The organism is Acidovorax sp. KPB24-03 (genome assembly GCF_057546605.1).
Genome location: NZ_BAAJYR010000035.1, coordinates 1 through 24,338 on the forward strand (window position 1 = coordinate 1; position 24,338 = coordinate 24,338).

The 24,338-nt window shown below is 65.5% G+C and carries 24 protein-coding genes; 4 read left to right on the plus strand and 20 right to left on the minus strand.

Annotation, left to right across the window (positions count from 1 at the left end):
* The 13 genes from AC27KI_RS07120 to pilL2 all read right to left on the minus strand — a co-directional run.
* Nucleotides 1-337, minus strand: a 337-nt coding sequence (locus tag AC27KI_RS07120) for a hypothetical protein (RefSeq protein ID WP_487113193.1), incomplete at its 3' end; no start/stop codon positions are given.
* Between the two features lie 14 nt (nucleotides 338-351).
* The gene (locus AC27KI_RS07125; protein WP_284399647.1) at nucleotides 352-1,167 is read right to left on the minus strand and encodes a PFL_4703 family integrating conjugative element protein; all 816 of its coding nucleotides are present in this window, start codon (nucleotides 1,165-1,167) and stop codon (nucleotides 352-354) included.
* A 29-nt stretch (nucleotides 1,168-1,196) separates the two neighbouring features.
* The gene (locus AC27KI_RS07130) at nucleotides 1,197-1,688 is read right to left on the minus strand and encodes a TIGR03750 family conjugal transfer protein (RefSeq protein ID WP_284399649.1); all 492 of its coding nucleotides are present in this window, start codon (nucleotides 1,686-1,688) and stop codon (nucleotides 1,197-1,199) included.
* An 18-nt stretch (nucleotides 1,689-1,706) separates the two neighbouring features.
* On the minus strand, nucleotides 1,707-2,132 hold the full coding sequence (locus AC27KI_RS07135; RefSeq protein WP_284414897.1) for a DUF2976 domain-containing protein: 426 nt from the start codon (nucleotides 2,130-2,132) through the stop codon (nucleotides 1,707-1,709).
* Nucleotides 2,133-2,176: 44 nt separating this feature from the next.
* Entirely contained in the window at nucleotides 2,177-2,407 is a 231-nt protein-coding gene (locus AC27KI_RS07140) for a DUF3262 family protein (RefSeq protein ID WP_284414899.1), read from the minus strand.
* A gap of 37 nt (nucleotides 2,408-2,444) precedes the next feature.
* The gene (locus AC27KI_RS07145; protein WP_284399660.1) at nucleotides 2,445-2,783 is read right to left on the minus strand and encodes an integrative conjugative element protein, RAQPRD family; all 339 of its coding nucleotides are present in this window, start codon (nucleotides 2,781-2,783) and stop codon (nucleotides 2,445-2,447) included.
* A 19-nt stretch (nucleotides 2,784-2,802) separates the two neighbouring features.
* Nucleotides 2,803-3,597: a TIGR03747 family integrating conjugative element membrane protein gene (locus tag AC27KI_RS07150; RefSeq protein ID WP_487113197.1), complete on the minus strand. Its 795-nt coding sequence runs from the start codon at nucleotides 3,595-3,597 to the stop codon at nucleotides 2,803-2,805.
* Between the two features lie 10 nt (nucleotides 3,598-3,607).
* On the minus strand, nucleotides 3,608-5,926 hold the full coding sequence (gene traD, locus AC27KI_RS07155) for a type IV conjugative transfer system coupling protein TraD (protein WP_284414903.1): 2,319 nt from the start codon (nucleotides 5,924-5,926) through the stop codon (nucleotides 3,608-3,610).
* Nucleotides 5,923-6,462 carry a DUF2859 domain-containing protein gene (locus AC27KI_RS07160; protein ID WP_284414905.1) on the minus strand — a complete coding sequence of 180 codons (540 nt, stop codon included), beginning with the start codon at nucleotides 6,460-6,462 and terminating at the stop codon, nucleotides 5,923-5,925. Before AC27KI_RS07160 ends, traD begins: the two co-directional genes overlap by 4 nt.
* Nucleotides 6,463-6,466: 4 nt before the next feature.
* The gene (locus AC27KI_RS07165; protein WP_284414907.1) at nucleotides 6,467-7,246 is read right to left on the minus strand and encodes a transglycosylase SLT domain-containing protein; all 780 of its coding nucleotides are present in this window, start codon (nucleotides 7,244-7,246) and stop codon (nucleotides 6,467-6,469) included.
* The gene (locus tag AC27KI_RS07170) at nucleotides 7,246-7,812 is read right to left on the minus strand and encodes a hypothetical protein (RefSeq protein ID WP_284414910.1); all 567 of its coding nucleotides are present in this window, start codon (nucleotides 7,810-7,812) and stop codon (nucleotides 7,246-7,248) included. Before AC27KI_RS07170 ends, AC27KI_RS07165 begins: the two co-directional genes overlap by 1 nt.
* Before the next feature lies 1 nt (nucleotide 7,813).
* Nucleotides 7,814-8,821: a hypothetical protein gene (locus AC27KI_RS07175; protein ID WP_487113200.1), complete on the minus strand. Its 1,008-nt coding sequence runs from the start codon at nucleotides 8,819-8,821 to the stop codon at nucleotides 7,814-7,816.
* Nucleotides 8,805-9,359 carry a PFGI-1 class ICE element type IV pilus protein PilL2 gene (pilL2, locus tag AC27KI_RS07180; RefSeq protein ID WP_487113202.1) on the minus strand — a complete coding sequence of 185 codons (555 nt, stop codon included), beginning with the start codon at nucleotides 9,357-9,359 and terminating at the stop codon, nucleotides 8,805-8,807. The genes AC27KI_RS07175 and pilL2 overlap by 17 nt, the downstream gene beginning before the upstream one ends.
* Nucleotides 9,360-10,537: 1,178 nt before the next feature.
* Here pilL2 and xopAF point away from each other — a divergent pair.
* Nucleotides 10,538-11,305: a XopAF/AvrXv3 family type III secretion system effector gene (gene xopAF / locus AC27KI_RS07185; protein ID WP_284414918.1), complete on the plus strand. Its 768-nt coding sequence runs from the start codon at nucleotides 10,538-10,540 to the stop codon at nucleotides 11,303-11,305.
* A gap of 26 nt (nucleotides 11,306-11,331) precedes the next feature.
* Here the strand turns inward: xopAF and AC27KI_RS07190 are convergent, their stop codons facing one another.
* From AC27KI_RS07190 to AC27KI_RS07205, 4 genes are all read right to left on the minus strand, one after another.
* A complete protein-coding gene (locus AC27KI_RS07190) occupies nucleotides 11,332-11,610 on the minus strand; it encodes a hypothetical protein (protein WP_487113215.1) in 279 nt (92 codons plus the stop codon).
* Entirely contained in the window at nucleotides 11,610-11,930 is a 321-nt protein-coding gene (locus AC27KI_RS07195) for a hypothetical protein (RefSeq protein WP_284414920.1), read from the minus strand. Before AC27KI_RS07195 ends, AC27KI_RS07190 begins: the two co-directional genes overlap by 1 nt.
* A gap of 65 nt (nucleotides 11,931-11,995) precedes the next feature.
* The gene (locus AC27KI_RS07200; RefSeq protein WP_284414922.1) at nucleotides 11,996-12,262 is read right to left on the minus strand and encodes a hypothetical protein; all 267 of its coding nucleotides are present in this window, start codon (nucleotides 12,260-12,262) and stop codon (nucleotides 11,996-11,998) included.
* Nucleotides 12,263-12,343: 81 nt separating this feature from the next.
* Nucleotides 12,344-12,691 carry a hypothetical protein gene (locus AC27KI_RS07205; RefSeq protein ID WP_487113205.1) on the minus strand — a complete coding sequence of 116 codons (348 nt, stop codon included), beginning with the start codon at nucleotides 12,689-12,691 and terminating at the stop codon, nucleotides 12,344-12,346.
* Between the two features lie 157 nt (nucleotides 12,692-12,848).
* Between AC27KI_RS07205 and AC27KI_RS07210 the strand changes: the two genes are divergently transcribed.
* The 3 genes from AC27KI_RS07210 (at nucleotide 12,849) to AC27KI_RS07220 (ending at nucleotide 17,478) form a co-directional block, all read left to right on the plus strand.
* Nucleotides 12,849-13,436 (plus strand): hypothetical protein, encoded by a 588-nt coding sequence (locus AC27KI_RS07210; protein ID WP_284399700.1) that lies wholly within the window; start codon nucleotides 12,849-12,851, stop codon nucleotides 13,434-13,436.
* 146 nt (nucleotides 13,437-13,582) lie between these two features.
* A complete protein-coding gene (gene mobH / locus AC27KI_RS07215) occupies nucleotides 13,583-16,114 on the plus strand; it encodes a MobH family relaxase (RefSeq protein ID WP_487113207.1) in 2,532 nt (843 codons plus the stop codon).
* 353 nt (nucleotides 16,115-16,467) lie between these two features.
* Entirely contained in the window at nucleotides 16,468-17,478 is a 1,011-nt protein-coding gene (locus AC27KI_RS07220; RefSeq protein ID WP_317355056.1) for a Bug family tripartite tricarboxylate transporter substrate binding protein, read from the plus strand.
* A 434-nt stretch (nucleotides 17,479-17,912) separates the two neighbouring features.
* On the opposite strand, the gene AC27KI_RS07225 is transcribed toward AC27KI_RS07220, so the two are convergent.
* From AC27KI_RS07225 to AC27KI_RS07235, 3 genes are all read right to left on the minus strand, one after another.
* Entirely contained in the window at nucleotides 17,913-22,808 is a 4,896-nt protein-coding gene (locus tag AC27KI_RS07225) for an RHS repeat-associated core domain-containing protein (protein ID WP_487113209.1), read from the minus strand.
* Nucleotides 22,809-22,872: 64 nt separating this feature from the next.
* Complete coding sequence (locus AC27KI_RS07230) at nucleotides 22,873-23,304, minus strand: DcrB-related protein (protein WP_487113211.1); 432 nt, start codon at nucleotides 23,302-23,304, stop codon at nucleotides 22,873-22,875.
* 34 nt (nucleotides 23,305-23,338) lie between these two features.
* On the minus strand, nucleotides 23,339-24,338 hold a 1,000-nt coding region (locus AC27KI_RS07235; RefSeq protein ID WP_487113213.1), incomplete at its 5' end, for a DUF2345 domain-containing protein.

Sequence of the window (24,338 nt, forward strand, 5' to 3'; positions counted from 1 at the left end):
CGGCGGCACCCGTGGCGGGTGGGCGGCGAGTGCGAGCAGCCGAGGAACTCCCTGCGCGTGCCGCCTGGGCGGCCGCCCGCGCGGGCGAGGCGGCTCCCACTGACCCAGGCTGCGGGCTGGTCCCCTCGGGAGACAGATCCTGTCCCAGGTCGACGTCGTTCCTGCCGGCGGGCTTTCCGCCCCCTTGCGCACTGCCTTGCGGCCCGGCATCGATCATGTCCGGTGGAACGTTGGCCAGGGAGAGCTGGCGGACCTCCTGCGCCTGCGGCAGGCAGGGCAGCATCGAGACGGCAGCGACCGCGGCCAGCACGGAGCGTCGGAACAGGAGTCGGGTCATGGTGTGGTGGACCATCATTGGTGGGCAGGGGACGAAGGGGTGGATGCGGAGGGCGAAGCGCCGCCCTGGGCCTGCAGGGGCGTGGCCTGGGGACTGTTGGGGTCCGCGCGCTGGTCGGCCGTGCGCGGGAGGGTCGCGGGCGTAAGGGTGGTGGGCAGCCGGGGCGCGGCCTGGCCGCTGCGCACCGCCTGCACCTCGCTCATCTCCAGGCGCGCCGGCCGGTTGGCGCCATAGCAGTCGATGGCCAATCGCCACGGATTCTTCTCGCGGTCCACGTCGTAGCGGACGATGCGCAGCGGGTAGCGGATGAACGCATCCTTGACGGGCTGGCCCCGGAAGCTCTCCATGAGCTGCATGTCCAGCAGCACGGTCCAGGCATCCGGGCCGTCCGCGACCACGCGCGCGCTGGAGTAACCGAAGCCGGGAATCTCCGTCATCTGCCGCGTGCGCGAGCGCAACTCGCCGCTGTTGTAGCGCGACTGCATGTCCGCTTCGAGCTGGGCCCGGCAGGCTGGCGTCACGAAGGCTTGCAGGGAGAATATCTGCGAGCCATAGTCCTTGGCGCCATCGGCCTGCCAGCGGTTGACCTGCTGCCAGATGTAGTAAGCGAAGCCATAGACGTTGGTGTCGGGCACGGGCGCGTTGCCGCTCTCCACGTGCACACTGTCGCCGGCCTTGACGTTGGGCGCGAGGTGCAGATCCAGGTTCTTGGGCATAGAGTGGGCGTAGTACATGCCCAGGGCGCCCATGGCGGCGACGATGAGGATCGCGTGGCGCAGCGTGGCGTTCTGTGCCCGGGCCGAGGCCAGGGCGTCGAGGTAGGGATTCATGGTGTCGGTGGCTCAGTTGATCGGGCGGATCAATCCGGTCGGTGATGTGTGTCGGCAGGGGACTGGCCGTGCGAATCCCTGCGCACCTCCCTCGGTGGCCGCAAGGCAGAGGCGAGCGAGCCCTCGAAGGAGCGCCCCAGGTCCCACCAGCCCTCGTGCCCAATGAAGCGGCACCGGACCCACCCCCGGCGAGCGGCCCACAGGTGCAGGTACTGGGTGTAGTAGCCATCGGGCCGGCCGCGCTTGATGCGAGCCAGCCAGGTCGAGGAGAACCACAGCACCGCCATGGGCCCGAAGATCGCGAGCATCAGCATGACCTGCCACAGGCCCGTGAACGTGGTGACGATGGCGCCCATGAACAGACAGGCAGCGAGTGCCGCGGCTGCGATCACCTTGGCCTCGGTCGTGGTCATCCCGTTGAAGATCGATGGCTCGACGTTCACGTGAGCGGTCAGCGGGGCCCCGCGCGAAGCTGCAAATTGCTGCGGTGCGTCTGGATGGTTGTCGGGAGTGCGGGGCATTCAGCGCGACTTGCCGGTTCACTTGATGGTTTCCAGCGCGTAGGTCACCATGATCACCATGAACCCACCGAGTACGCCGGCCATGATGAAATACTCCACCAAGTCGGCTTTTTCCGCTTTTCCAGCGGTGTAGGCGCGCCATTTCGAGATCGCACCGGCAACGACATGGATGAATCCATAGCCCACGATGACGAGGCCGAGAATGATGAGGCCGGCCTTCATCAGGGCCCCCATGTTGCCCAGCCAGTCGCCCTCGGCGACCGTGCCGCCGCCGATGGCCTCGCCGGGCTTGGGCATAGTGGGCAGCGCTGCCAGGGCGGGAGTGCAGATCAGGGCCACGGCAGGAGCGAGCAATGCACGGGCTGCGCGGTCCCGGGCGAGGGACAGGGTGTTGCGGGCGAGCGCCTGGAGGCTTTGCAGACGGCGCAATGGGGACAATGGCATATGAATGGGTCCTTCAATGAAAGTGGGATGGAAAACGGTCGCGGCTAGACCACGACGTACAAGACGAGCGAGAGCAGCACCATGGCCTTGACGCCGGCGATGGTGGCCTGCACCGCGGTCACGCGCTCGTGGCGGTAGGCATCCATGAGCTGCATCACGATCCAGGCAAAGAAGGTCAGGACCACGGCGCTCACGATGAGCGTGAGCGTGGTCTTGAAGGTTGCGGGATCGGCGCCCGAGCCGGTGCGAAAGGCCTCGCGCATGGTCTGGTTCATGGGGGTGTCCGTGCAGTTGGTGTGCGGCAAGCAGGGATCACTGGCGGTAGTCGCCGCGCAGCGGCGCCACGGGCCGCGGCTGGCGAGGGGTGTCGGTGTGCCGCTCGATGCCCTCGCGCAGCATCTGCAAGTCGCTGGCCAGCCAGTCGTAGCGGAACTTGACGCGCTGGCCGGTGGGCGCATCCTGCGCGGCGGTGGCCACCATGGCCTGCACGCGCTCGATCTCGTGCGCGATGCGCGCCAGGTGCTCGCGCTCGGTGTCCTCGTCGCCGGCGTGCGCGGGAACGGTTGCGGCCGCGCCCGCCGCCAGCAGCAGGGCGATCAGCCAGGCACTGCGGCAGCGTTGGCCAGTTTCGTGGGAGGGCGGGGATTGCATCATGGTTCTCCTGATGGGTTCAGACATATTTCTTGAATGCCGCCACGGTGGTCGAGAGGGTGGCGGCGACGAGGACGGTGAAAACGAGGACCATGTAGGCGGGGTTGAAGCCGCCGAAGGGCCAGGTGAGATAGAGGCCGAAGCCGCCGGTGAGCGACCAGGCGGTGTAGCGCTTGGCGTGGTGATAGACGAAGGAGCTTTCCCGCCCGCCGCCCCAGCGGCGCAGATCGCGGCGCACCAGGCCATCGACGGCCCCCACCAGGCAGGCGAGGATGAAGGCGGGCAGGGCGAAGAGCGCCACCGACATGCGCAGCAGCACGTCCTGCGCGACGTACATCGACACCAGCGCCCATTGCGACAGGAGCTTGCCCATGGAGCGGCTGACCTGACCCACACCCTTGGACAAGGGACTGCCCTCCCGCGGATTGCCACCGACTGCGGCGGTGGCGTGCGATGGCGTGGGCTCAGGCGCCGCCTGCGGACCGTTGAAGCGCGCATACCAGCGCAGCACGCCGAGCCGCTCATAGGGCATCTGCACCCACCGCACGATCCGTTGGGAGAAAGCCACCGTGTCGGGCACCAGGAGGCTGCGCGGCGCGGCGGCGATGTATCCCAGGTCCTGCTCCACCAGCGTGCGTGCATGGACCACTCCCTCGTCCTTCCACAGCAGGTACATCCCGCCGATCTCGATGAGGATGCCCACGAACCAGGAGAACAACGCCACGAAGGTCAGGCCGATGCCGATCTCCAGCACGAGTTCGACGGGGCCGCGCGTGCGGGGGCGCACCGGTCCCTTGGGAGGCGCGTCGCTCATGACAGCTCCTTCATGATCCGTGCCTCATGATCTGGCCCAGGGCCGTGCTGGTCATCGCGGCGTCGTTTGCCCCCGTTGCATCCACACCGTCTTCGCCTGCATCCGAGTCCTCGTGCGCCAGGTCGGTGGCGATCAGGTCCGCGGCCGCGGCGCCCAACGGCTGCGCGGCCATCCAGTCGCCCATCCAGTCCGTCTCCTTGGCCCATTGCTCGCTGGTGCGGTAGCGGTTGCGCATGTCGCTGGCCACCTTCTTGAGCGACTCGGGAACGAACGGATCGTTGGTGGAGTCCGCCAGCGGGATGCGAATCTTGAAGCGTCGGTTTCCCTCCAGCAGCGCGAACGCCTGGCCCTGCGGCAGGCTGAGAAGGTCGGCCGCCTCGATCATCGCCACCTTGGTGGTGGTCACGATGTCGTCGTTGCGGGACGTGAAGTCCACGCCCGTGCCCTGCGCCGCCGTGTCGGTGACGCCGGACATGGGCGTGAGGTGCACGACCTCCACTTGCGGCACCTGCTCGGCCAGCAGGTTGGCCGTGGTGACCGAACGCACCCGCAGCATCACCAGGTGATTGAAGTTGTCCAGGATCTGCCCGGCCTTGGCCTTGTCGCCCACGCGCGCCTCGATGTCGAACATCGACTGCGTGTAGGCCGTGATTCGAAAGCCCGACCCGCCCAGCTTGTTGACCATGGGTACGAATTCGGGGCCTGCGATCTCATTGACCTCATCGAAATGGCAGCACACGGTGGGCAGTTGCAGCTTGCCATCCGGGTGGTGCGGATCGAGCCCGGTCTTGTAGAGCTTGCCGCCCACGCTCACGAGGTCGGCCAGCATGGAATTGCCCACGGCCGAGGACACCACCGAGTCGGACAGGGCATCCAGGCCCACATAGACGATGCCGCCCTGGCGCATGACGGTCATCCAGTCGAAGACCGGCCGCTTGTCGCTGGCATCGAAGTAGTCCGGGGAGATCAGCTTGCCCACGGCTCCGGTGGTAAGTTTTTCCAGGAACGGCCCGAGGCTGGCGATGATCTTCTCGTAGAATGATCGCTCGTAGCTGAACGCGGCAGCCAAGCCTCGCAATACCGTGTCCTCGACCTTGGAGTCCCTGATCCAGAGGAACATCGCCACCAGATCGGGCGTGCGGTCGGCCAGGCTGCGCGGCACGGCCGGCCCACCCTTGGTGCCCACGACCGCTTCGAGGGCGGCAACGCGCTTTTCCCAGTCGGTGTGCTGCCCTTGCGCCGCCAGGCGCGTGAAGATCATGCGGGCGTAGTCCATGAACAGCCCGTCGATGCCGGTCACATCTTTGAGCAGCGTCTCGTAGGTCGGCACGCGCCCGAGCGCCACCTGGGCCTGCGCCACGATGTTGGTGAAGCGCCAGGAGAACTCTTTGAACGCGGCCGAGTTGCCGGAGGACGGCAGGGCATTGGTCGCGCGCGTGGCCACCTCGGTGATGCGCGCGAAATTGCCGATACCGTTGTATCGCGCGGAAATCTCGGGGTAGCCCAGATGGAACAGGTAGAACTGGTCCAGCCGGCCTGCGCGGGCGGCTTCCGCGTACAGACGCAGCATGAGTTCCGCATCGCCCTTGGGATCGATCACGATGGTCACGTGGCCGGCGTGGATGTCCTGGGTGGCGAACATTTCCAGCATGCGCGTCTTGCCCACGCGCGTGGTGCCCATGACGATCATGTGGCCGGAGCGCGAGGACTGGCGCATCTTGACGGGGCCTTCCTGCAGCGCACCCACGCCGTGCAGGATGGGCGAGCCGCCCAGGTCGGGATGGGAGCGCAGAGGATTGAACCAGGCCTCGCTGGACAGCGCGCCCGCCAGGGCACGCACCAGGATTGTGGGTTGGGAAGGGTGGGAAGGCCGGCCCAACTGGGAGGGCTGCGTGTGCAGCTTGGCCTGGAGTTCGGCATTGAGCTTCGTGCCCCAGCGGCGCCGGGCGATCTCGGAGGCGCTGGGTTTGACGAACGGCTCCGCTTCCGTGCGCGTGGCATCCCGCTTGCGCTGGGTGTGCAGTTGCGTCCACTCGAAGCCCTCGCCCAGGTAGTACTCGTCCTTGCCCACCGGAATCTTGGAGGGCGAGATGCGCGTGACCTTGTAGTACTTCATGAAGTGCTGGTAGCGCAGGATCTGCAGCGCCTGGCGCAGGCGCTGGTAGCCGAACGCGAAGGCGATCACTGCCGCCACCCAGCCCAGCAGGGGCGGCATCATGAGCGCCCAAGGCGCGACGACCGCCACCAGGGCCACGCCCCAGGCCATGGCCACGCTCCACAACTCGATGGGCGGGCGCAGCAGCGCCTCCAGGACCGCGTGGTTCTTCATGGCGTGCCTTTCCCGAGATCGTCATCGGCCCCGTCGAAGATGATCTGGCGTGCCCGGCCATCGAGGTCGATGAAGACCGGATAGACCGTTATGCCGGCCGCGCGCATGCGGGACTCCAGCCATGGGCTCTGCGCGGGCGCCACCGGCACGCCGGCTGCGGTGCGCTGCAGCGCCTTGAACTCGTCCTCGCTGCCGGCTGCGACGACCACCACCGAGGCGCCGAGCGCGCGCAGACGGTCCTGATGCAGATGCAGCCACTGCAGCGATGCCCAGTCGGTGCCCATCACCGCGATGGGTTGGGTCATCCAGCGGGCGTTGAACACGGAGATGCCCTCGATCGCCAGCACGCCCTGGCGCAGGCTGGAGCGCAGCGGAAACGTCATGCCCTGCATCACGCCTTGCTGGTCCTCGCCGCCCACGATCGCGGCGAGGTAGGGTGCCACCGGCACGGTGGCATCGCTGCCATGGATCTGTTGCAGTGCAGGCTGGCCGGCGTTCGCAGCAGCGGTCCACATCACTGCAGAAGCCAAAAGCATTGCATCAAGCCTGCGCATGCGAGCCTCCCAAGGCCAGACGTGGAGCGCTCTGCAGCAGAGCGGCCACGGGCACGCCCATGCGCCCCAGTCGCTGGAGCACCTGATCGGCATAGCGCGCGCCGCGCGAGAGGGTCTCGCGGGTGTTGTCCGAGCCCGTGTGATAGAGCGCGATGGCGCGGCGCCAGTTGCCGCCTGCCTCGAAGTGCCCGCGCAGGATCTGCGCGCCCACGGCGAGGTTGGGGTAGGGATCGAGGGCGCGCTCGGGCTGCTGGAGCTTGTCGCCATGCCAGTGCCAGTTGACCTGCATCGCACCGATGTCGATGTTGGTCACGCGGCGGGCGATGAAGCCCTTGAGCGCGGCCAGCGTCTCGGGGTAGTCGGCGTAGCGCAGTCCCTGGCCCCGCACGCACAGCGTCCAGGGGTAGGGCAGGGTGCGCTCGCCGAACTTGAGCTTGGATTCCTGCAGGGCGACGCCGAAGAGCAGCCAGGGCGGCACGCCCATGCGCGCTGCGGTGACCGCGTAGGCCTTCGGCGGGTGACTCTGCACCATGGATGCGGGGCGGATGTCCGGGCGCATGTCGTTCAGCACGGGATCGATGCGGCGCGTCGGCGCAGCCACCCCGCGGGAGATCTGCGGCAGTGGCGCGCCCGTCGGCTCGATCCGCTTCACGTCCTCGGGGCGGTAGGGCAGCCATGGGCCGATGGGTTCTGCGCCCAGCACGCAAGCGGGCATGCCTGCCAGCAAGCCCAGCACCATGGGACGGCGTTGCAGCATCGTCTGCATCAGCGGGCCTTCGACGCCTTCGGCGTGCCGGTGCCGGGCAACGTATCGACCACCAGGGAGCGCGGCACATTGAGCATGTCCGCCGCGCCGATGGGTGCGGCCACCTTGGCCTGGCCGCTGAAGTCCATGACAGGCTCATTGGGATACATCCGGGCCATGGCCTCCGTGAAGGCGGCATTCCAGGCGAGCGAGCGCTCCACGTCCGCGTGGAAGGTGCGCGCGAACATCTCTGCGTATTTGCGGCGCTCCGCATCGCTGCGGGCATGGATGCCCAATGCCTCGACGGGCGAGAGGTTCTCCACGGAGAACGACTTGCGAGGGCCCTGCAGCAGCACCTTGGCGCGCAGCATCTCCTCGCTTGAGAGGCCCCAGATGGAGGCGATGAGCTGGTCGTTCTCGTCCAGCACCGTGCCCGCACGGTCGGCGCCGCCGCGCTGGCTGGTCACCTCCTGCGTGCGCTGCTGCTGTGTCTTTGGCTGTGCGACGGCGGGCGCTGCAGCACCCAGCGTGATCAGGAAGGCGAGGGACCAATGAACGATGGCAGCACGCGAATGGATCACCAGCATGTCACTGACCCTCCACGGACAGCTGGACCAGACGGCCCTGGCCCACGTCGAACGTGGCGCGGCGCGCGGCCACGTCGATGGATTTGAGGGTGATGCCGTTGTAGGAGTCGCCCTGTTGCAGCACCCGCACGCGCTGGTCGGCGGTCTCTCCGGTGCCAACGACGATGGAAGGACGCCCGTCCCAAATGTCCACCGACAGCAACTGGCCGGCGAGCTTCGGAGCCTCTGGCGGAGCAGCGGCGGCAGGCTTGGCGGCTGGAGCGCGGGGCCGGACCAGTTGGCGTGTGCCCGGAACGGCGGCAGCGGCGGTAGGCGGTGCCTGGTTCGCAGTGCGCTGCGTCAGCAGCGTTTCGATGCGGGCGAGCTGGGACTCCAGGCGATCCAGGCGCTGATCCTGGGCGTCGGTGGGTGCCGCCGCGCCGGCATCAACGGTGCCGGGTCTCGGCATGCTGGCCAAAGTAGGTGCGACGTCGATCGCGGGCAGTTCCGGATGCGTCGGCTCCGGCAAGGCCTGCGGCACCACCGCGCTCGCGGTCGCCATTGAGGCCGATGCCGGCGGCGGCGGCGCCGCGGCGAGGCTGGCCGCAGTCGAGACCGGATCGGCCTGGGCTACATCAGCCGTGGCCGCAGGTTCGGCCGGCTGGGCCAGTGCGGCCGGCTGGGCCGGTTCGGGCGCCAGCGGGACATCCGAGCGCATCCAGCGGCCGTAAGCCGTCCAGGCGATCAGGGTCAGCAGCAGGACCAGGATCCCGGTGGTCGCCTTGCCGAATGGTCGGCGCCGGCGAGCACTGGCATCCGCTGGCGCTTGCGGGTCATCTGCCAGCGGCATCGCAGCGGTGTCTGGGTGCCATGCCCTGGCGGCATCCTGGCCATCGATCGGCTGGCCGTCCTGACGATGCACGTCGTCCTGGTGGTCCAGCAGGAGGTCGATCTCGTGATCCCGATGGGCGCGCTGGCCAGGATCTTGCGCCGTGTCGCGGGCCATGTGCGGTTCAACGTGCTGCTGCATCGCGGGTCTCCTGCGCAGTGGTCGGTGCGGTGTTGCGTGTAGCGTCGAGCGGCGTTCCCGTCAACGACTGAGCATCTCGGTCGGGCACGGGCTTCGTGATCGCACCGACCGAAGCCGCGGTGGTGCTGGCCTGCGTCAGTTGCGCATAGGCAGGCGTCACGGTGAACCAGAGACGTCTTTGCACCGGATCGTGGTGCCACTGCCAGGTGGTGCCCAAAAGGAGATCCAGGATGTCCTGTACCCGGTAGGGGCCCAGAACGCGCTGCGACTCGGGCAGCGGCAGCATCAGGAAGCGAGCCGCTTCGGGCGAGAGCGCCGCGACGTCCACCATCTGCCAACCCGTGCGCAGGAGCGTGTGGCGCACGGCATCGCCCACGGTACGCACCTGCTGGCGCGGGAACGTGATGGTGGCGAACACGGCGAGCGGGTCGCTGGCGCTTGCCACCGGCACCGCCTGCTGCGTGCTGTAGCGGCCGATGCGCACCGATCCATCGCCCACTGCCTGCGCCTGGGCCGGCATCGCCAGCCAGCCAAGCACTCCCATCGCCGTGCCCATCACCGCAACCCGTGCCGCTGCACTTGCCGCCTTTGCGTGCGCCTGCCCCATGAATCCACCACCTGTAGAGAAAACGCCCGCAAGCCAAGAGACTGCGGGCCAAAGACGTCACCCATCCGGGCAAACGTCGCCAATGGCCGGCAGTGTCTTTTTTGTAGGTAGTGGCCTCAAGCCGAAACCCTCCGCTACGTGGCGGACGGTTTACGCTTGACGGGCGTTCCGCACAGTGGTAGGCAATAAAAGCTGCGGAATTCCGTGAAATACCGCAGGTGAAAGGCGCATGCAGGAGAAAGGCGCCCCCCGAGGGCGGGGGCCTACGGGCAAAGGGTTTCCTACTGGAGCAAGGGGCGTATCCAAAGGGCGTGCGTCCTCCTAAATCGTCGGACGCACGAAAGGGCCTACGGGGACAGGGGAAAGGGCTTTTACGGGCGATGAGTCATGGGTCGGCGGCGGGCCCCTGCCCATGATCCCGAAATACCCTGCGACAGCCCGGGCAGCACGGCAGTTATGCAGTTTGCGAGCGGTGAGTGAAAGGGCTTGCGAGGCCTGCCGAGTTGGAGGCCGTCATGTATTATTTGTATGTTGTATATAAATACTACATACAACATGTGCGAGTTTCAGCCATACGCCGTAGAGGTGGGCCAGCCTATCGCCGACTGATCGGGCCACCGTCGAATTGCATAAGGACCAAGCGTCGGGACCTCTGCCTCAGCTCTGGCCAGCAGCACTGTCGCAGCAGAAAGAAAAAAGCCCGCACGAGGCGGGCCAAAGGGGTGGAGTAATCTGTTTCAGTGCCAGAGCTTGGCGATGGTGGCGAACAGCCCGACTGCCGCGAACATGCCGCAGATACACCATTTGATGATTTCAGCATTAGCCTGGGATCTGAGCAAAAAAAGCTTGCAGCAGCCCAGCATCCATTGCTTTCTTTGAGGCAGTCCGCAGCTAAATCACTCGCCATGGACTTCGCGACGGAGCGAATGAGTTCCGCATCTTCGTGAAGTCATTGCTCAACTCCCATAGCATGCTCTTTTTCATCAAGGATTATCGCCGTGGGACAATGCATTTCAGCACAGAAAAAATCTTTTTCAGGAACCGGGTCTCCACCGCGTTCGAGTGATGCCTCGACATCACCGGGGCGCCCGACTCAAGCATCAACCTCCATGAATCGGGGAGCGCTTGATGGATTGCGCAATAGAAGCACGCCCGCCTCTAGCGAAGAGAGCGTCAAGGTTTCTCACCACCGCCTGGGACGCCGCTTTAACATGCAAACGCTTGTAATGGTTCCCAAAGAAATGTACCAGTCGGAACGGAACCACCAGAATTCCCCCATTAAGAACAGGAACAATTCAATCTATCCTCCCTGCGTTCGCATCGACACACCCGCGAATTCAGTGCCTCATCGCTACAGTTTTGAACTCCATAAAGGCGTGACGGTGAAAGTCGCAGGCTTCAACGGTACGGTGCCCAATACGGAAAGTACAAGACACCTGTACAGCACTGGAACCAGTCAGCCAAACCAGCTCGTGGTTACTGACAATATGACAGCATGTATTGCTGTAGCTTGCGCTTCAGAGAATTTTGACCCATACACTGGAAATTCCCTGCCAGGCGCAAAAGTGCGCGTGTTTCATTTGCTTCCATTTGTGCATGATGAATTGATGCCAGACGAAGTTCTTGCATCCATTCGCGATTACATTGAGGAAATCAAACAGCAGGGCCTAACGATGCGGGTCGCCATGCATGGCGGTGATGCAGATGGCGGCATCTCAACTGGCACGGCAAGAGCACTGCAATTTCTTTTTGCACAGCAAAACGTACCAATTGAATTTGACGAGACCTGCGAAAACCGCCTGACAAATACTCCGCTTGGCGCGGTGATTCGAGATGATCATTCTGTGCAGTTTGTGACACAGATCGTGGCGGTGTAAGACTGAGCATAAACACGAATGAGAAATCAACGCTCCCGCCCTGGCGTAATCTGGATCGTCCCCACACCCGTCGCTCGCCGAGGCGAGAGCCAGTGCACCCACAGTCCCCGCATCCAGGCGATCGCATACAGCACGCACACCACGAAGATGCCCCACTGGCTGGCTTTCCAGTCGGCATAGAACCAGAAGGGCTGGCCCAGCATCCCGAAGATGCAAGCCCATCGTGCCTGCGCTGGATCACGCGACTGCGAGAGCCAGGCAGCGGCCGCGCCCATAATGGCGATGGCGATCTGGTCCATGGCAATCAGTCCAGCCGGACTTCGAAGTAGCCTTCCTCGGCCTCGCCTTGCAACTCAGCGAAGCCGGCCTGGCGCGCTGCCGCAGCCGCCTTCGCCCAGCGGTTGATCGTCGCCAGGGCCCGAGTGCGGGCTTCGGGCGAAGCATCATCGTCCTCCTGCTCCTGAATGCGTTGCACGGATGCGAGGGTGTCCACGACGCCCTCCGGTCCACCAAGCAGGCGTTCCAGTGAGCGGGCGTAGGCGGCCTCAGCCGCAATGCGCTCGCTCGCAGGCAGGGTGGGGCAGTCGCGCAGTGCAACCGTGTATCGGGTTTCGATGGCGTTCATGGCGCTCTCCAATGACTGTATGAAACACCAGTATATCGATACCGCCTTTCGGCGGGGTCCCAATTTCAGGTCTCGATCAGTGCCGGCGCAAGAATCTTGCGATGCAGGGGACTGACATGCCGCCACTGCATGCCCACGCCTTCCACCCAGGCATCCAGTAGTTCCGGGGTTACGTCCTGGTCGGCGCGCATCTGCGCGGCCACCTCGGCGATGGCTTGCTGATAGCCACGCCGGTAACTGCCCTCCAACTGCGTGTCGGCGGGACCAATGTCCGCCCCAGGACGCATCGCACCACCCAACAAGCCGGCCAAGTCCAGACGATTCAATCTCATAGAAAACTCCCTTTTGTAGTTTGTAGAACCCGGTCGATCACGAGGTTCTGCCGACCTCGTTCGCACGGGCGATGGCAAGTATCACATCCCGTGCAATGCGTCGCGGAGCAGCTGGCAGATTGAGGAATGCCTCCATGCGGTTCGGTCGTCAGGTGCCATGGGTCGTGGCGAGTTGGATGGTTTGACCGAAGGGCTTTTGGCCCCATGCATGAGTTCGTGCACCGGCACTCCCAACCAATCGGAAAGCGCCTGCAGCTTGGGGTAGCTGGGAATGGTCTCTCCCATCAACCAGCGGCGCACGCCATGCAGCGTGATCGGCTTGTCGGCCGGGCGCCGGCTGTTGAACTCGCGCTGTAGCACGGCGGGCTTGGCCGCATAGCCAGCGTTTTCCATCGCCTGTCGCAGTGTTTGAGCGAACTGCTGCTTCATGTCAGGCGACTGTTTCATGGTCGGCATTCATTCCCTTTCTTTGTTTCATGCATGCTTAGCAGAACCGGACCGGCCAAGCAAGCGTAAACCCTCCGCGACATCGCGCAGGGTTCTCGCTGGCCTGCCTGGCCCGTCGTCAATACAGTGCTGCGCCATCATGGAAGAAGCACTGGACCCCGAATTCTCGCCGCCCAGCCCTGCGCGGCAACCGCGACTGAGGGCGCAGCACAGCAACCCCGCCCCCAACGCGGGATGGCCGCACTCCGGCCGCGATGCGCTGGATCACGCCCACGCGGTCTACGCGATCGTGCAGCATCTGTCCTCGCTGGGCCTGGCCAACTGGACATCAAGGCTGCTGCAATGGCTGGGCCGCTACGACGGGCTGGAGCGCCACCTGGAGGACTGGCAAGCACCCAACATCTGCGTTCGCGACGTGTTGCTCCGGCATGTCTGCCGCATCCCCGGTGAAGCTGCCGCAAGTTTGGATGTTCGGGTGGCCCACGCCCGCCGGCTTGCCATCGTGCAGGATCTGCTGACCCTGGACCTGGTGCGCGTGCGCGCATGGTGGGGCAACGAGCATCGGCCCGAGGCATCCGCTTGCTTGTGGAGTCCGCTGGAGCAATGCTGGCTGGACTTCATCGAGATGCCGCATGGAGACGAGGACTGGCTTTGCGTCGATGACAGCCGGCCGGCATCCAAGCCATGGCTGGAGCAACTGTCCCGCTACCTGCTGGCACCCGCATGAAGCGATCGCTCGAATGGCTTCGCAGCCGGTGGGTGGATGCAGGCCGGATGCTTGGGCGTCAGGGCGTGCCCGCTCGTGCAACCCTTCCCGCCACGGCCCCCACACCGACCACACCCAACCCACCCACCACGCCGCGGAGCATCGCCGTGGAGGGCTCGGAGCAGGGGTGGCTGCGTCTGTTGCCCGCCGACGAGTTGCTGGTGTGCGTGAACGCGGACAAGGCAATGCAGGACATGTGGCGCCAGTCGCGCCTGGCGCAAAGCGTATGGCTGCGCGATCTGCTGCCCGCGATCCACCGCTACGCAGAGATGGTGCAGCTAATGCCGGCGTCCGAGGCCCATCACCACGCGCACGTGGGCGGGCTGCTGGCCCACACCCTGGAAATGCTCCTGGCGGCCATGACTTGGCGCAATGGGCACTTCCTTCCAGAGGGCGCCCCCATCGAGCAGATCGATGCCGAGCGCGACGAGTGGACCTACGTGGTGTTCTTCGCCGCGCTTCTGCACGACATCGCAAAGCCACTGACGGATCTGCGCGTCACATGGCGCACGCCTGGGGCGGCGGAGCGCACCCGGTGGAATCCGATCGGGGGACCGATGACGCGGATCGAGCCGGGCAGGGCGGCAGAGTACCTCGTGGAGTTCGCCCCCAAATCCGCAAGGGACTATGGCGCGCATTCGCGCCTGGCGGTCACGCTGCTGGGTCAGATCGCACCGGCCACGGCGGTGACGTTTCTCGCACGCCGGCCGCACACGCTGGAGGCGCTAACCCGCTTCCTTTCGGGCACCAAGGATGGGCTGGTGGCGAGCATCGTCGGCCGCGCCGATCAGGCATCGACCCAGCGCGCTTTGCTGCACGGCAGCCGGGCGCGGTTCACCACCAGCAATGCGATCCCGCTCATCGACCTGCTGATGAATGCGGTGAAGGCCATGCTGCGCGCGGGCACCGCGCTGCCGCTGAACCGCTCGGGCGCGGCGGGCTGGGTGCATGACGGCTCGATGTGGTTCGTGGCCAAGCGCCTGGCCGATGGCGTGCGCACCTGGATCAAGGACCATGCCCCCGAGGAAGCCGTACCGGGCGAGGCCAAGAACGACCGGCTGTTCGACACCTGGCAGGAGTACGGCTGCATCGAGGTGAATCCGCACAGCGGCCAGGCGATCTGGTACGTGACGGTGCAGGGTCAGGCCCAGGATGCAGCAGGCAGTGCCGACAGTGCAACAGGCCCGCAGGAAGCTGCCGCAACGCATCAGGACACGGTTGCAGCAGGCTACAGCCACTCGCTGACCATGCTGAGGTTTCCATTGGCCAAGTTCTATGACGATCCGAGCCAGTACCCCCAGCCGATGGCCGGCCGCATCGTGGTGCGGGACAAACGCAAGGATGAAGCAGCAGGAGAGGGCGACCAGGAGGATGGGGCAGGGCAGGTGTCGGTGCAGCAGGGCGCCGAAAGCGCTGATGCAGCGCGTGCATCGAGGCAACCCGACAAGGATGCGGCAGCTCTCGCGCCAGCGCCCCAACCTGCAGCATCCCACGCCCAGGAGGCTGGAGCAAACCGCAACAAGTCCAAGGCTGCGGCAACTTCTCAAAAGCCCAACGAGAACCAGCTTAAGGCCCCCGCGTTCAATCGGCCCAAGCCCAAGCCTGCGGCAGGGTCGAGCGGCAACGCGCAGGAGATTGCGGCAAATTCTCCAAATGCTGCGCCATCAACTGCGCCATCAACTGCGCCAGCATTCGCCGCCCCGGCCCAGGCATCAGTGCCGGCACCCGCCGCTTCCGTACCCGCCAAACCGCCTGCCCAGGCGAAGGCACCCCAACGCATTGAGCCCACGTTCCCGCCCTTGGACGATGTGATCCGCATCGGGGGCAAGGACGATGGCTTCGACGTCGATGACGGATGGCTGGACGAGGACGACGACGTGCGCACCGCCGCGCCCGCGCCGGTGCGGCCCAGCATGCCGGCAGCGCCATCCAGGCCACCCCTGGTGGCGCCCAAGAATGCGCCAACGCCGAACGGCAAGAAAGCACCTGCAGCGCCGACACCGGAACAGTCCGTGCCCAAACCCAAGGCTGCATCAACAACGAGGGCGCCCGCGCCGGCGTCGTCGCCAACGCCAGCACCCACCACGGCTCCATCCACGGTAACGCCGCCGGCGCGACCCGAGCCCGGCTTCGTGCGTCCGCTCTTTGGCGTGACCCCAGAAACGTCTGCGCGCACGCCGCCCACGCCCGTGGTCCTGGCGCCGCACCTGCCCGAGCTGCCCCACGAAGCAGCCGCCCGCAAGGTCGAGCCCAGCGAGGTCGCCATCGCCTTCATGCGCTGGCTGCAAAACGGCCTGGCCAGCCGCGAGATCAAGCACAACGAGACCGGCGCCGCCGTGCATTTCGTGGAAGAAGGCATGGCGCTGGTGTCGCCGCTGATCTTCAAGCTCTACGCCCGAGAGACCGGGCCCGCCGATCAAGCCGACGCAACGGGCCTGCAGGTGCAGCGCGAGGTCATCAAGGCCGGCTGGCACCGCATGACCTCGGGCCAGGGCAAGGGCCGCGTGAACATCCTGCGCTACCAGGTCATGGGCCGAGGCGGCGCCAGCGTCGGGCGGCTCGCTGCCGTCGTGCTGGCCGAGCCCGACCGCTGGGTTTTGCCCGTACCGCCGGCCAACCCGGTCTTGAAGCTGGAATGATCAACCACCCCACATCGAGTAAGTTTGAATTCAGAAAAGAATCGTCTTGACACAAAGCCGGCGGTTCGACGATTGACACAGCTAGCTGGATGCACCTACAGTCCACACCGTGCGATTCAGCGGGTGAACGCCGAAAAATCGTCTAAGTGCATTTATCTGTCGGGATATTGATCTCATTTTTTTATATCTCCTGACTAGATACGATGTATATTATGTAAAATCATTAAAGCACGGATGCTTGCGTGATCTGCTTTGAGTCTCACCATGCCACGCCTGCCTTGCATTAAGCTGAGCAAGCCCCTGCATCTGCATCACCCGCAGTTTGCTTGACTACAACAATATGGAGACAAGCCATGCGCATTTCACATCCGGCGGTACTCAGCCGCCGTCGCCTCGTTCTCTCAGGCTCTGCAGCCGCCGTTTCGGTTCTGCCATGGCGCATCGGGAGTGCCCAATCCACCTGGCCTACGAAACCACTGCGACTGGTGGTCCCATTTGCGCCCGGCGGCAGCTCCGAAATCGTGGCCCGCGCGGTCGCTGCAGAAATGTCCAAGACCATCGGTCAGAACGTGTTCGTGGACAACAAGCCGGGCGCTGCAGGAAACATCGCCATGCAGGAAGTCGCCAACAGCACCGACGAGCACACATTGATCCTGGGCCATATCGGTACGCTGGCCGTCAACCCCTACATCTTTCCGAAGCTGCCATACGACGCCAACCGTGACTTTGCGCCCATCACGCTGGTGTCCAAAGTGCCAAGCTTGTACGTGGTGCATCCGGATCTGCCGATCAAGAGTCTTTCGGAATTCATTGCCTATGCAAAAGCCCGTCCGGGCCAGCTCAATTACGGTTCTGCGGGAAATGGCAGCGCTGGCCATTTGGCATTCGAGTATTTGAAGATGGTGACCGACACGTTCATGTTGCACGTGCCTTATCGGGGAACGGGCCCCATGCTCACCGACCTGATGGCCGGCCGCCTGCAGGCCGCAGCCGTGGGCGCACCGGCCCTGCTGCCTTTCATCAAGGCCGGGAAATTGCGCTGCATTGCCACGGGAACCGCACAGCGGCTTCCCCAATTGCCGGATGTGCCCACGGTGGCTGAACAGGGATTCAAAGGTTTCGAAATGACCCAGTGGTACGGGTTGATGGCCCCCAGCAAATGGCCCAAAGCCCATCTGGCCAAACTGGAAACCGAGGCCGTCAAGGCAGCGCGAAGCTCTCTGGTCAAGGAAAAGCTGTCTCAGGAAACGGCTTTGGCGGTTGGAAACACCAGTGCGGAGTTCGACGCTTTCATCAAATCAGAACAGGCGCGCTGGAAACCCGTCATTGCGCGGGCCCAGATCAAACCCGAAGGCATGGGCTGAAGATCAGCTAAGCGCGGCGAAAAAAAAGGCCACTGACTCGTGTCGATCGAGAAATCACTGGACTCTTCATCACCACGAAACTCAAGGCGATTGAGGAAGGGGTCCAAAACGACCGCGGTGAAGCCTCCCGGATCGAGTTGCAGCAATTCGATGGACACGCCTTGGTGCACCCAGCGCTCGCACAGCGAGAGAAAGTCGCCATTCAGAAAGATGCTGCACAGCGATGACAGCTGGAGCGCGTTGATTTGTTCAACGTGCTCCACGAACTTGAGTTGCAAACGCACCAAGCCGTCTTCTGCCACCCAAAACTCGCTGTAGCTTCTTTTGAACCCGAGGTCTTTCTCGTAGAAATTTCGCGCTCGTTCTTCGCCATGGCGCGGTATGGGCACATGGATCCACGTGGCGATGTACTCGTTGGAAAAGGAAGAATCCATTCAGCATCCCAATTTGGATTTTGGCCGGCCGCTCACAGGCGCCGCGGCTCGCGCGGCAGCAATGGCCGCTGCGTTTCCTCGCGCCGGTTTGACGCCAAGGTCCGTCAAGGCCTGTTTCTCCGCAAGGTAAAAAGAGCTTCGATTTTCTGCGCCATCGACCCCGATATCGATGAATTTATAACCTTCTGCATGGCGATCATTGATCCAGTCGATATTGCCTTGCACGGCCTTGCGCTCCCATTCGTAGGAACTCATGGTTTCGGTGGAGGCGCCACTGGAACGGATGACTCCAGGCCAGTCCTTCTTGATCGTTCTGAACTCGTGTCCCGACAGCCGGGGGTTCTCTCTCATCGCTTTGGCATAGGCCTCCACGGCGCCCTGCCCCTCTCCGATGATGACGTACTTTTCCAGGCCCCAAGGGTCGGTCCACCGCAATGGATTGTCCGCATAGAGATGCAGATGGCTGCCACCCGCCAGCCCGATAGGGTCGGCGCTGATGAAGCGCCCGATGTCCGGGTCGTAGAAGCGGAACGTGTTGTAGTGCAGCCCTGTGTCACGGTCCAGGTACTGCCCCTGCAGCCGCAGGTTCTGCTCGATCGCCTCGCCCCGGCCGTGCGCCTGCGCCTCGGGGATGGCGCTGCCGTCGATGCGCACCGCCTCCCACTGCTCCCTGAGCGCCCCGCCCCAGGTGCGGTAGCTGGCGCGCCAGCGCACCTGGCCCTCGGGGTCGGTCAGTTCCTCCGGCAGGCCCGAGGGGTCGGCATGGAAGTAGTAGATCTGCGCGCCGTCCGGCGCCTCTTCGCGTGGCGCGGCCTGTTCCCTGGCCCGCTCCGTGGCTGGCACCGCCGCCTGCACAGCTTCGACCGCCCTGCCCCCTTGCGCATCGATGCGCGCCAGCGGCACATAGCCGCCCGGCTCGTACACATAGCTGGTCACCCGCGTCCCGCGGCGCTCCTCGATCAGCCGCATTCCCTCCCACACGAACTCCGTCACTCCGAACGCGTCCTCGCTCGCCACCCGCCGCCCCAGCGCGTCGTAACGGTAGCGCGTGACCTGGCGCGTTGCCTCGGCCGTGCCCGGGCGGCGCACCGTGGTCACGGCCACCAGTTGGTCCTCCGCATCCCACTCGAAGTGCTGCAGCGTGTGCCGCCCGCTCTTTTTCTGGACCAGGCGGCCCAGGCCGTCGTAGGCGTAGCGCTTGTCCTCGTACACGCGCAAGAGGTTGTCGCGCAGGTAGCCGTGCGAACCGGCGCCCGCCGGTCCCGACCCCACCCCATGACTTGCCTGCGAGTCCATCAGGTTGCCGGCGGGGTCGTAGTCGAAACGCTCCTGCATGCGCTCGAGGCCTGATGCGCCCGATGCATTCGGCGCGCCCTGCCCGGCCCCCGGCCCCATGCGCAAGGCCTGCAGCACCCGCCCGGTGCCGTCGTACTGGCAGCTGCTGCGCCCCTTGTGGCTGTGCACGCTGTCGCGCAGCTCGCCCGCCGCGTCGTAGCGGTATTGCTTGAGCAGGCCGGTGGCATGGCTGGGGCCGTGCTCGGCCAACTCCACCTGCTGCTGATGCCACTCGCGCTCCCAGCCCGCCGCCTGCAGGCCCGCATCCGAGCGCGTCCAGCTGCCCACGCGCCGCCCCAGCGGATCGAGCAGATAGCGCGTTCCCAGGCTGCCCTGGCTGCGGTGCACTTCGCGGTGCAGCGCATCGCGCTCGAAGTCGGCGATCAGCCGGTGCGCCTCGCTCGCCGGCACGGCAGTCAGGTCATCGCCTTCTTCTCTTGCCGCTTCGCCCCCTTCAACCGCTTCGGCCGCCAGCGATTCCCGCAGGCCCAGGCCGATGCGGTGCAGATGCCCAGAGCCGTAGCGCAGGTAGTTCAGGCTGCGCTGCAGCACCCGGCCGCCGGGCCGGGCGACGGCAGGCAGTTCGGTGCGCGTGCGGTGCCCGAGCGCGTCGTGCGCGTGGCGCAGGCGGTGGGTGTGCCCGGAGACCGCATCCGTGGCGTGCTCGGCCACCAGACGGCCCACGGCGTCGTATTCGAAGCGCACGGTGTGCAGCAGCTCTTCCCGGGCGGGATCCTGGTGGTCAGGTTCGCCATCTCCTTCTTCTACCACCCGCAGGCGCGCGGCCTCCACCACCCGCCCCGCGGCATCGTGCCGGTAGCGCAGGATCTGGCCCTGGCAGCGCTTTTCCATGAGGCGCCCGAGCGCGTCGCGCACGATTTCGGTGCGCCGCGCGGGCATGGCGCTCTGCACCTTAAGTCCTTGCGCCAGGGTGCCTTCGGTGGCCTGGGTTTCGATGTCCCCGAACACGTCATCGCCCCCGCCCGCGTGGTGGGTGATGGCGGTGACCTGGCCGTCGGGGTCGTATTCGAGCGCGATGCGCGTGCCGTCCAGGCGCACTTCTTCGATGAGCCGGTCGCCAGCGTCGTAGCCGAAGCGGTAGCTGGCGCCGTTTTCTGTCGTGAACTCGGCCATGCGGTGCGCCACGTCGTAGCGCACGCCACTTTGCCGCCCTTCGGCGTCCACGCGCCACAGGCGCTGGCCCCGCGCGTTGTAGCCATAGCGCGTGGCGCGCGAGAGTGCATCGGTGTGCTGCACGAGGCGCCCGGCGCTATCGTGCGCGAAGGTCTGGCTGCTGCCGTCGGGCAGGGCCACGGACACGAGGCGCCCGCGCGCATCGAAGGTGCTGCGGGTGACTTGCCCGATCGCGTCGGTGACACTTTGCAACTGCCCATGCCCGTCGTAGGCGTAGTGGGTGCTTTGCCCGGAGCAGTCGGTGTGGCGCATGAGCAGCGCGCGCTCGTTCCACACGAGGGTGCTGCGCCCGCCCCGCGCGTCGGTGATCTGCACGGGCAGGCCGCTGGCGTCCCAGGCGGTCTCGGTGGTGCGGCCGTCCGGCGTGGTTTCGGTGGTGGGCAGGCCCCGATCGTCGTATTCCCAGCGCCAGGTGGCGCCGTCGGGCCCGGTCACGCGCAAGGGCACGAACCAGCGGCTGTCCCACAGGGTACGTGTGAGCCGGCCCAGCGGGTCGATGATGCCGGTCTGCAGGGCGTTCTCGTCGTACTGAAACGTGATGGTGGCGCCGCTGGGCCGTGTGCAGGCGAGCAGTTCGCGCCGCTCGCTCCAGCGCAGCTGCCAGGTGTGGCCCAGGGGGTTTTGATACCGGGTGAGGTTGTGATGGCGGTCCCAGCGCCAGCGCTGGCAGCGGCCCAGCTGGTCGGTGGCGGTCGTTTCGCCGCCGCTGGATTGCGCCCCCCCGTTCGCAATGCCGTCCTCGCCGGTCAGGGTGTAGGCAATGTCGTAGGTTTCGCCGTCCTCGGTCCAGTGGCGCACGACGCGGCGGTCGCGCAGGCGCTGGCCCTGGGGGCCACGCGCGCCGTCCTGGCGCTCGGGACCGCTGGCCTGCGCGGCGCTCTCCCAGGCGTAGTGGCACGCAAAGCCGCCGGCATCAACCTGCAGGACCATAAGGCGTTCGGCATAGGCAAAGCGCCGGGTGAGGCTGCGCGTGCGGTCGAGCACTTCGGTGAGCTGGCCAGGTACGGGGTCTTCGGGCGAATGACCGGGGCCCTGGCGATCCTGATGGGGACTCTCGGCCGCATAGCGGTAGCTAGCGAGCAGGCCCAGTTGCTCGCCGGGGGCGGCCTGTACCAGGTGGATGGACTGCACCTGGCGGGCCTGCCCCGCGTAGTCCAGCCGCAGTACCCGCCCCAGGTGGTCGGTGAGGCCCACCAGGCGCCGCGCGCTGTCGTAACGCAGCGCGATCCAGTGCCCGAAACGGTCGCGCAGGCGCAGGAGCTTGAGGACATGGGTGCCGGGCTCTTCGGGCGCCGGGCCGAATTGCTCGTGGATGTGGTCGAGGCCGCTGACTTCGAAGTGCCCCCCGGCGGTGCACCCGACGATGAAGCCCTCTCCAGTGTTGAAGAGGGCGTTGCCTGGTTCGACCCAGGGCAGCTCGATGTGCCGCCCCTGCGGATTGACGTAAACGAGGCGCCCGGCCTGTCCACTGCCTGGCGCTGGGCGAACCACGTGCAGTTCGATGTCGTAGGGCACGCTCCAGCCCTCGCCGTGCACGGTGTCCTGACGGTGGTCGTGGTTGCTGTAAAAGCGCCGCCATTCGATGGGCAAAGGCCCGGGGAGCACGAAGTCGGTGTCGCGGCTGCCGTCCAAGACCTTGCCGCCCGTCGCGGGATGCACGGGATAGCCGATCAGGGACCGGAACCCGCGCCCGAGCCACTCGCCGGCCATGCCGACGACGGCGCCCATGGCCAGGCACCCCACCCGCCCCAGGAAGTTGCCGCGCCCCATGGCCAGGCCGACACCGATCTCCAGCGCGGTCTCCCACCACAGCTTGTCGTCGGCGACGTTGAGGTAGGCGGTCTTGTTGCCGCCAAAGAAGACGGTGTCCGCGCCGGTGGCGATCTGCGCGGCGCACATGAGCTTGTCGCCCTTGCGCGCAGCGGGAAAAGTCTCGATGAAGACGCTGTCGGTGCCCTCGGCGATGAAATTGGAGTTGGGTGAGGAGTGCTTGGTGCAGGCGGTGAAATCGGCGACGGCCCGCATGGCCAGGCGTTTTTCGATGAGAACGGTGCCCGCCCCCTGCGCGCCCAGCTTGCCCGTGATCTCCAGTTCACCGATGTCCTCGGTCATCTCCTGGATCTTCTTTTCCTTGTAGCTGCTCCAGCCGGTCGCCCCTCCGATGAAGCCAGCCAGCAGGCCGCACGCCAGGATCGCCCCGCAGCCCATGGTGGCCACCGATACCCCAGCCAACAGCGCCACCGCACCTGCCACCAGCAAGGTCTCCACCATCCCCGACGCCAGCCGCAACCCCACCCGCGCCAGCCTCGACCACACCGACACGTGCCCGATGTCGTCGCCCAGCCTCGCCGCCGCCAGTCCACCCATGTTTTGTCTCCATCTTTTTCAAGCCGTGCCTTCAGGCACGTGCGTTCGGGTCGTCGCCCCGTCGTCACTCACGCAAGACGAAACTCCCCAAGACATCGCTCACCATCTTGTGGTGCTCATCGGTGAAAGGGACCGGCAGCGAGAACGTCAGGCTCAGCACCTGGCGCGTGTCCGGCAGCAGGAACAGCGACTGCACGTGGTAAACCGTTTTGCCCTGCTGCTTGTAGCTCACCGAAAACTTCGAGCCGCCGATTTTTTGGCCGGCCCCCAAAAATGCGGGCTCGATCTCGCTGCGGGTGAATTTGCTCACTTGCCGGGAAAGATCGTTCAACTGGCGCTTCAAGAACTCCGGAGGCGTTTCGTCCGCCTCCAGCGGGTCCTTCGAGATCGCGATGGTCATGCCGCCGGAGCCGGGCTCGGGCGCCAGCAGGTGCATGGTGCGGTCCGTCACATGGGGCGGTGGCGTGATGTGGCCTTCTTGGAAGTGATAAAGCATGGTTTTTTCTTATGGAGGCCTCGGGCGGAGGGCCTCAGCAATTGAGGTTGATCTTTTTCCCGAACTGGTCAAGGTCGTCCTGGAAGTTGAAGACGCCTTTCACGCCATTGAGCACGATCGTGCCATCGGCCTTCAAGGTGATGGACGCCGCGCCGCAAACCAGGGTCACGCTCTCTCCCGCCACCTGCGTGATGTTCTTGCCCGCGTTCACGAACACCGTGTCGCTCTGCGCATTCACCACCACGTTTTCCTTGGCCAGCACGTTGGCGTTCAGGCTGGTGGAGGACAGCGATATGTTCTGCTCCGCCACCAGATTCATGTTGCCGGTTTGGGCCACGGAGGCCACATCCCCGCCCGAGACCATGTTGCTTTGCCCGCCCGAAGTCACATGCGTGAGCATGCCGGCCTTGGCCAACTGCGTGAGTTGCGCGCCACTGGAGATGGTCACGTGCTGCTGTGCATGCACCGACGTGCTCTGGCCCGAACTGACGACGATGGGCTTGGGACTGATCATGCTTTGCCCTTCCGGGCTCACGATGGACACGATCGGCTTGGTGATGTCCTTGGACAAATCCATCAGGCCACGCGCATCCGGCATGGCAGGGTCGGTGTTGGTGGGCATGGCCGTTTCCGCGCCCCCTCCTCCATCACCACCCGAGCGGGAACTTGCCATCTTGGCCAGCGAGGCCAAGCCGCCCGCCGCGCCCCCGGTCATGGCCGCAATGCCTGCCCCCATGCTGGCGATCTGCGAGGACTTGGCATCCGCCAATGCGCCGATGGTGGCGTTCACCGACGACACGGCCTGCCCGGCCTCCTGCATGAGTGAAGAGGTGTTGGCAAGCGTCGCACCCAGCTGATCGAACCCGTCCGGGTTGTTGCTCGCCACCTTGGAGGTGAAGTCCTGCGGGTATGTGGTGATCAGCAGGCCCTTGTCCGCCCGGATCGACCCCCACAGGTCCGTGCGCAGCTCGAACCCGTACCCGCGCTGCGAGCCGCTGCCCTGGTGCATCAGATACCCCATGTTCAGGTACGTG

Bases quoted from the DNA above. Each gene is read 5' to 3' on its own strand.
- AC27KI_RS07165 (WP_284414907.1), bottom strand. From the start codon at position 7,246: ATGCAGACGATGCTGCAACGCCGTCCCATGGTGCTGGGCTTGCTGGCA.
- xopAF (WP_284414918.1), top strand. From the start codon at position 10,538: ATGAATCGGGGAGCGCTTGATGGATTGCGCAATAGAAGCACGCCCGCC.
- AC27KI_RS07230 (WP_487113211.1), bottom strand. From the start codon at position 23,304: ATGCTTTATCACTTCCAAGAAGGCCACATCACGCCACCGCCCCATGTG.
- AC27KI_RS07195 (WP_284414920.1), bottom strand. From the start codon at position 11,930: ATGAACGCCATCGAAACCCGATACACGGTTGCACTGCGCGACTGCCCC.
- AC27KI_RS07150 (WP_487113197.1), bottom strand. From the start codon at position 3,597: ATGAGCGACGCGCCTCCCAAGGGACCGGTGCGCCCCCGCACGCGCGGC.
- AC27KI_RS07175 (WP_487113200.1), bottom strand. From the start codon at position 8,821: ATGCAGCAGCACGTTGAACCGCACATGGCCCGCGACACGGCGCAAGAT.
- AC27KI_RS07135 (WP_284414897.1), bottom strand. From the start codon at position 2,132: ATGCCATTGTCCCCATTGCGCCGTCTGCAAAGCCTCCAGGCGCTCGCC.
- AC27KI_RS07205 (WP_487113205.1), bottom strand. From the start codon at position 12,691: ATGAAGCAGCAGTTCGCTCAAACACTGCGACAGGCGATGGAAAACGCT.
- AC27KI_RS07200 (WP_284414922.1), bottom strand. From the start codon at position 12,262: ATGAGATTGAATCGTCTGGACTTGGCCGGCTTGTTGGGTGGTGCGATG.
- AC27KI_RS07130 (WP_284399649.1), bottom strand. From the start codon at position 1,688: ATGCCCCGCACTCCCGACAACCATCCAGACGCACCGCAGCAATTTGCA.
- AC27KI_RS07160 (WP_284414905.1), bottom strand. From the start codon at position 6,462: ATGCTTTTGGCTTCTGCAGTGATGTGGACCGCTGCTGCGAACGCCGGC.
- AC27KI_RS07145 (WP_284399660.1), bottom strand. From the start codon at position 2,783: ATGCAATCCCCGCCCTCCCACGAAACTGGCCAACGCTGCCGCAGTGCC.
- AC27KI_RS07170 (WP_284414910.1), bottom strand. From the start codon at position 7,812: ATGCTGGTGATCCATTCGCGTGCTGCCATCGTTCATTGGTCCCTCGCC.
- AC27KI_RS07210 (WP_284399700.1), top strand. From the start codon at position 12,849: ATGGAAGAAGCACTGGACCCCGAATTCTCGCCGCCCAGCCCTGCGCGG.
- traD (WP_284414903.1), bottom strand. From the start codon at position 5,926: ATGAAGAACCACGCGGTCCTGGAGGCGCTGCTGCGCCCGCCCATCGAG.
- AC27KI_RS07125 (WP_284399647.1), bottom strand. From the start codon at position 1,167: ATGAATCCCTACCTCGACGCCCTGGCCTCGGCCCGGGCACAGAACGCC.
- AC27KI_RS07225 (WP_487113209.1), bottom strand. From the start codon at position 22,808: ATGGGTGGACTGGCGGCGGCGAGGCTGGGCGACGACATCGGGCACGTG.
- AC27KI_RS07140 (WP_284414899.1), bottom strand. From the start codon at position 2,407: ATGAACCAGACCATGCGCGAGGCCTTTCGCACCGGCTCGGGCGCCGAT.
- AC27KI_RS07220 (WP_317355056.1), top strand. From the start codon at position 16,468: ATGCGCATTTCACATCCGGCGGTACTCAGCCGCCGTCGCCTCGTTCTC.